The sequence below is a fragment of the Enterococcus sp. DIV0712 genome (assembly GCF_050554855.1).
Taxonomy (GTDB): domain Bacteria; phylum Bacillota; class Bacilli; order Lactobacillales; family Enterococcaceae; genus Enterococcus; species Enterococcus faecalis.
In genome coordinates this window covers 2,703,733-2,710,000 of the sequence record NZ_CP187333.1, presented here as the reverse complement: position 1 = coordinate 2,710,000, position 6,268 = coordinate 2,703,733, and the positions used below count along the sequence as shown (strand labels likewise).

Sequence of the window (6,268 nt, the reverse complement as noted above, 5' to 3'; positions counted from 1 at the left end):
CAGAATCTTGCGCTAAAAAAGGCATATTCGCATCAACATTCCGGATTGCTTGGTAGTGAATTTCTAAGTCGCGGGACAAGCGGATTTTAAATTCTTTGAAACCGCTAGTTTCTGTTTTTTTACACAAACGAACAATCGTGGAGGTTGAAGAGTTGGTGGCTTCTGCTAGTTCATAAATCGACATATGCAGGACTCGTTCAGTATGAGATAAAATAAAATCAATAATTAGCCCTTCGTTATATGTATAGCGTTCTTTTTGTTCTAAACATTCGATTAGATTCAATGGGTTCACCTCTCTGTGGTACTTTGTTTCGCTTTCAGTATACCTTAAGCGTATGAATTATGAAACATAGTTACAGAATCAGTTAGTCGTATTTACATCAGAAAGCGGTTTCTTTATGATGAGGATATCACAAAGGATTAAGGAGAGAAGTGAAATGGATAAGTTAACAAACTGGGTGGAGCAAGCCGTAGTGCCTAAAGTTTCAAGGATTACAAGTTTACGTTATTTTCAAGCCTTAAGAAATGGTTTTTTTGCAATTATGCCGTTAACAATTATTGGATCGATTTTTATGTTGATTACAGATTTTCCAGTAGCAGGGTATGGCGATTTTATGGCTGGAATTTTCGGTGCAGATTGGGCGGATATGATTTCACCAGCTTATCGAGCAACTTTCAACATGATGGGAATTATTTTTGCTGGGACGATGTCCTATAAATTGGCGGAAAGTTACGAAATGGATCGTTTAACTTCATTAATTTTAGGAATTGTCGCTTACGTAGTCGTTTTACCGAAAACGGTGACCACTGAATCAGGCGAAGTTGTGACGAAAGTTTTATCGTTTGATTGGTTAGGAACGCAAGGGGTGATTACGGCCATTATTATGTCAATTCTTTCGGTTGAGTTGACTCGTTTCTGTATTAAGAAAAAATTAGTCATCAAAATGCCTGAAAGCGTGCCTTCTATGGTGAGCCAAGCTTTTAGTGCATTGATTCCTGGGATTTTTGTGGTAGCGGTGGCTTTATTGATTAATGGGATTGGGCTTTCGTTTGCGGATTCCTTCCCGCAATTAATTTATGCGGTGATTCAAGCGCCACTGCAAGGTTTAATCGGAACCCCTTTTGCAATTATTATTGTGGCTGGCTTAAATGGACTGTTCTGGTGGTTTGGAATTCATCCAACTGTCATCAATTCCATGCTATATCCTATTTTATATGCGAATGCAGACAAAAACCAAAGCTTAGCGGAATTAGGACAATTAACTGCTCAAAGTGGCAACTTTGGCACGGTCCAAATGCTCGATCAATTTGCTACAATTGGAGGCGCTGGTTGCACGATTGGCTTGGCTATTGCAATGGCCATCGTCGGACATTCATCTAGAATGAAAGCCATGTCGAAAATTTCGTTTGTTCCAGCATTTTTCAACATTAATGAACCCTTGATTTTTGGACTCCCAGTTATTTTTAACCCTTTATTATTGATTCCGATTGCGGTCGCGCCGATTGTATCGGTCTTGATTGCCTTTCTGTCAATGAAAATTGGGTTCATGCCAATGTTTACAAACATTCAAGCACCATGGGCTACGCCCTTTCTGTTTTCGGGCTTTTTAGTGGGAAAATGGCAAGGTGCAGTGACGCAAGTTTTAGCTGTTGCCGCTAGTGTCGTTATTTATTATCCATTTGTAAAAGCCTTAGATCGACAATATCAAAAAGAAGAAGCCCATGAAGTACCAGAAACATTGTAGAGAAAGAGGAGTGAAGGAAATGCATGTTGAGAATGATGAAAATATTTGCTGTGAAGTGGAAAAAGGAATGGAAAAAATGTATCATCCGATGGTGCCCGAGTTGGTTCAAACCTCTTCCTTTTATTTTCCAACTTACGAAGAATTTATGGCAGCGAGTATAGATGAAAAAAATAATTATGTTTACACACGTGGCACCAACCCCACAACAGAAATTTTAGAGAAAAAAATTGCTCGTTTGGAACGTGGAGAAAAATGTAAAGTTTTTGCCTCAGGAATGGGCGCTATTTCGGCAACGCTGTTTACGTTGCTCCAACAAGGTGATCATGTTTTAATGGTCAATACAATTTATGGAGAATCTGTTTCGTTTGTGCAATATTTAGAGAAATTTGGCGTATCCTTGACCAAAGTAGACGTTGCAGAAACAGAAGAACTTTTTCAATTTGTTCAGGAAAACACCAAAGTCATTTACTTTGAAAGTCCGTCCTCACAAAAGTTTGAACTGCTAGATTTAGAAAAAATAACTGCGTTAGCACAAAAAATTGGCGCATACACTGTCATTGATAACACGTGGGCGTCACCGTTATTTCAGCATCCTTTATGCCATAATGTGGACCTGGTGATTCATTCTTGTTCCAAATATATTGGTGGTCATTCGGATATTGTAGCAGGGGCTGTCATTGGCAAAGCAGCGCTTGTAGATCAAATTTTTGAACATGGTCATCAAGCTTTAGGAGCAGTCAATAGTCCCTTCAATTCTTGGTTAGCGTTACGTGGTATTCGTACCATGCCTGTTCGGTTGGCGCATCAGTCTCAAGCCATCCAAACGGTGCTGTCGGCTTTGCAAAAGGATCCGCGAATCAGTCGCTTATATCATCCTTTTGTAGGAAATCAACAACAACAAGCGTTAGCAGAAAAATATTTAACAGGTTATGGCTCATTGTTTGCGATTGATTTAAAAGATACCGATTTTGAACGTTTGAAAACATTTGTGAATGCATTGACGCTAGTCACAATTGGGGTCAGTTGGGGTGGCTTTGAAAGTTTGGCCTTGCCTGTATTCAAAGGCAATAACTTGGCGGCTGTTCAGAAAAGAGGCTTGTCGCCAGCGCACATTCGCATGTACGTTGGTTTGGAAGAGCCAACATCTATTATCGAAGATATTCAACAAGCCTTGGATCAAGCCTATGGCGAAGAATCGCTTTTGTGAGACATTAAGATAATCAGCTGAACAAAAGCAACTCCTTCGGAATTCGCAAGGATAAAAATGTGACGAGCCTTTGGCGAGAAAACAATAAGCCGAAATTCTTGGAGCTAAACACTTTTGTCTCAGCCTCTGTGATTCAATAACATATTTTCAATTTTAGGAGGGGAACTTAAGTCAGTTTGACTGAGGTTGCTCCTCCTGTTTTGCATTTTTTTATTAAAGTCAAAGCGTTCCTCTTTATTTAATAGGCAAAGTTCGATATAATAATGGTCAATATTAGTCAAGAGAGAAGAAGGATGGAAGACTATGAGTAATCAAAATACGTCAGATTTAATCGAGGCTTATTTAAAAAAGATTTTAGAAGAAAGTAATAAAATTGAAATCCGTCGGGCGGAAATGGCTAATTTATTTAATTGCGTTCCTTCACAAATTAACTATGTAATTAATACACGTTTTACCATCCAACGAGGCTACGCAGTTGAAAGTAAACGTGGTGGAGGCGGCTATATTCGCATTGTCAAAGTACAAATTTCAGATAACGATCAATTACTAAAACAAATGGATCAATTGATTGGCGCAACCTTAACAGAAAAAGATGCGCTAACATTTATTCAAACATTGTATGAAGAAGAAGTGATTACGAAAAAGGAAGGCAATTTAATGCTAGCTGCTTTAAGTAAAAGCACATTGAATGGTCTGGGGAATCACGAAGATTTTCTAAGAGCTCAAATAATGCGTTCATTTTTAGAGCGCTTGAGCTATGAGGAGGAATAACTATGGATGAACTATTTACAGAAAGTGCGAAAGCCGTACTGGCGATTGCCCAAGAAGAAGCGAAGTATTTTCGTCACCAATCCGTCGGTTCTGAGCATTTATTATTAGCACTCGTTTTAGAACCGAATGGGATTGCCGGAAAAACATTACGACAATTGAATACTGACACAGAAGACATCCGTGAAGAAATTGAGCATTTAAGTGGCTATGGCACCATGCAAAGTCCAATGGGGAATAACAACTTATACTTGCCTTATTCACCAAGAGCCAAACAAATCTTTGCCTATGCTGGAGATGAAGCGAAGCGCTTAGGGGCTCAAAAGATTGGTACCGAGCATTTATTATTAGGCTTGTTAAGAGACGAAGAAATTTTAGCGTCTAGAATTTTAGTGAATTTAGGATTAAGCTTATCCAAAATGCGTCAATTATTATTGAAAAAAATGGGCGTTTCCGAACCCAATGGCGCACAACGTCGTCGGAATGGTCAAAATAAAAATGCGCCACAAGGGACGCCAACATTGGATTCTTTAGCAAGAGATTTAACCAAGTTAGCACGAGAACAAAGCTTGGATCCAGTAGTTGGTCGCGGGACCGAAGTCCGTCGTTTAATCCAAATTTTGAGTCGCCGTACCAAAAACAATCCTGTCTTAGTCGGTGAACCAGGTGTTGGGAAAACAGCGATAGCAGAAGGCTTAGCCCAGAAAATTGTCAACCGAGAAGTCCCTGAAGATATGCAAGGCAAACGTTTAATGATGCTAGACATGGGTGCCTTGGTTGCTGGAACCAAATATCGAGGTGAGTTCGAAGATCGCTTGAAAAAAGTTGTCGATGAAATCTATCAAGATGGACAAGTCATTTTATTTATCGACGAATTGCATACCTTGATCGGTGCTGGCGGTGCAGAAGGGGCGATTGATGCTTCAAATATTTTAAAACCTGCTTTAGCACGTGGCGAGTTGCAAACCATTGGTGCGACAACTCTGGATGAATACCAAAAATATATTGAAAAAGATGCCGCTTTGGAACGTCGTTTTGCCCGTATTCAAGTAGCAGAACCAACCCCAGAAGAAGCAGAAGAAATTCTAAAAGGCTTGCGTTCCCGCTATGAAAACCATCATGGCGTAGAAATTACAGATGAAGCTCTACATGCAGCGGTTCAATTATCGATTCGCTATTTAAATGACCGCCAATTACCAGATAAAGCAATTGATTTAATGGACGAATCTGCAGCAAAAGTTCGTTTAGATAAGGCAGATCAACCTTCAGAAATTAATGAATTGCGTACCGAAATTTCTCAATTAATTACGGAAAAAGAAGAGGCCATTCAAAACCAATCATTTGAAAGTGCTGCTCGGATTCGTCAAAAAGAAAAACAAGTGATGGAAAAACTAGAAGAATTGATTGCAGTGAAAGAAAAAAGTCTGTCTGGTTACAGTACACAAGTAACAGAAGAAGACGTGGCTGGGGTTGTTTCACAATGGACAGGCGTTCCTTTGCAGCAGCTAGAGAAGAAAGAAAGCGAACGATTGATGGAATTAGAAACCATTTTACATCAACGGGTCGTTGGCCAAAATGAAGCAGTTGAAGCTGTTTCACGCGCTATCCGTCGTGCGCGTAGTGGCTTGAAAGACCCAGCAAGACCGATTGGTTCCTTCATGTTCTTAGGACCAACAGGGGTTGGGAAAACAGAACTTGCCAAAGCCTTAGCCGAAGCGATGTTTGGCAGCGAAGAAGCCTTGATTCGCGTGGACATGTCTGAGTTTATGGAAAAATACAGTACTAGCCGTTTAATCGGTTCTCCTCCAGGTTATGTCGGCTACGAAGAAGGCGGCCAACTAACTGAAAAAATTCGTCAACGTCCTTATTCCGTTATTTTGCTAGATGAAGTAGAAAAAGCCCATCCAGATGTCTTTAATATTTTATTACAAGTCTTAGATGATGGCCATTTAACGGATGCCAAAGGACGAAAAGTCGATTTCCGTAACACGATTTTAATCATGACCTCCAACTTAGGAGCAACAGCGATTCGTGAAGAAAAACATGTCGGCTTCAATGTGAAAGACATTTCTAAAAATCATGAATTAATGCAAAAACGAATCATGGAAGAATTGAAAAAAGCCTTCCGTCCAGAATTCTTAAACCGAATTGATGAAACGGTTGTCTTCCATTCCTTGAAACAAGAGGAAATTCATGAAATCGTAAAAATTATGAGTCAATCTGTCGTGAAACGGATGGCCGAACAAGAGGTTAAAGTGAAAATCACACCAGCTGCAATTGAAGTTATTGGTAAAGTCGGGTTTGATCCAGAATATGGCGCACGTCCAATTCGTCGGGCCTTGCAAAAAGAAGTGGAAGATCGTTTAAGTGAAGCCCTTCTTTCTGGTCAAATTCAGTTAGGGGATAAAGTAACCTTAGGTGCTAGCAAAGGCAAAATTACGTTAAATGTGCGGGCACCAAAAGCACCAAAGACAGAAGCGAAAGAATTACAAACTGTATAGATGAGATGCAAAGGAGGTCGGGACAGAAGTGTTTAACTCCGAGAAAT

The 6,268-nt window shown here is 39.9% G+C and carries 5 protein-coding genes (1 of these 5 cut by a window edge); 4 read left to right on the top strand and 1 reads right to left on the bottom strand.

What is annotated here, in order from left to right; translation table 11 throughout:
- On the bottom strand, positions 1-292 hold the beginning of the coding sequence (locus IGL42_RS12890; protein ID WP_002354705.1) for a MurR/RpiR family transcriptional regulator. It extends 566 nt beyond the left edge of the window; 292 of the gene's 858 nt are visible here — the first part of the coding sequence; its start codon is at positions 290-292; the stop codon falls past the left edge of the window.
- Between the two features lie 145 nt (positions 293-437).
- Here IGL42_RS12890 and IGL42_RS12885 point away from each other — a divergent pair, with 145 nt between their 5' ends.
- The 4 genes from IGL42_RS12885 (at position 438) to IGL42_RS12870 (ending at position 6,221) form a co-directional block, all read left to right on the top strand.
- A complete protein-coding gene (locus tag IGL42_RS12885) occupies positions 438-1,745 on the top strand; it encodes a PTS sugar transporter subunit IIC (RefSeq protein WP_010710020.1) in 1,308 nt (435 codons plus the stop codon).
- Entirely contained in the window at positions 1,723-2,952 is a 1,230-nt protein-coding gene (locus IGL42_RS12880) for an aminotransferase class I/II-fold pyridoxal phosphate-dependent enzyme (RefSeq protein ID WP_025191893.1), read from the top strand. The genes IGL42_RS12885 and IGL42_RS12880 overlap by 23 nt, the downstream gene beginning before the upstream one ends.
- 303 nt (positions 2,953-3,255) lie before the next feature.
- Positions 3,256-3,723, top strand: a complete 468-nt coding sequence (locus IGL42_RS12875) for a CtsR family transcriptional regulator (protein WP_002354715.1) — start codon at positions 3,256-3,258, stop codon at positions 3,721-3,723.
- Between the two features lie 2 nt (positions 3,724-3,725).
- Positions 3,726-6,221 carry an ATP-dependent Clp protease ATP-binding subunit gene (locus tag IGL42_RS12870; protein WP_010710843.1) on the top strand — a complete coding sequence of 832 codons (2,496 nt, stop codon included), beginning with the start codon at positions 3,726-3,728 and terminating at the stop codon, positions 6,219-6,221.
- The last annotated feature ends 47 nt before the right edge of the window (positions 6,222-6,268 follow it).

What these genes read in the sequence shown, in the direction of transcription:
- IGL42_RS12875 (WP_002354715.1), top strand. Translation starts at nt 3,256, where the DNA reads ATGAGTAATCAAAATACGTCAGATTTAATCGAGGCTTATTTAAAAAAG.
- IGL42_RS12870 (WP_010710843.1), top strand. Translation starts at nt 3,726, where the DNA reads ATGGATGAACTATTTACAGAAAGTGCGAAAGCCGTACTGGCGATTGCC.
- IGL42_RS12880 (WP_025191893.1), top strand. Translation starts at nt 1,723, where the DNA reads ATGAAGTACCAGAAACATTGTAGAGAAAGAGGAGTGAAGGAAATGCAT.
- IGL42_RS12885 (WP_010710020.1), top strand. Translation starts at nt 438, where the DNA reads ATGGATAAGTTAACAAACTGGGTGGAGCAAGCCGTAGTGCCTAAAGTT.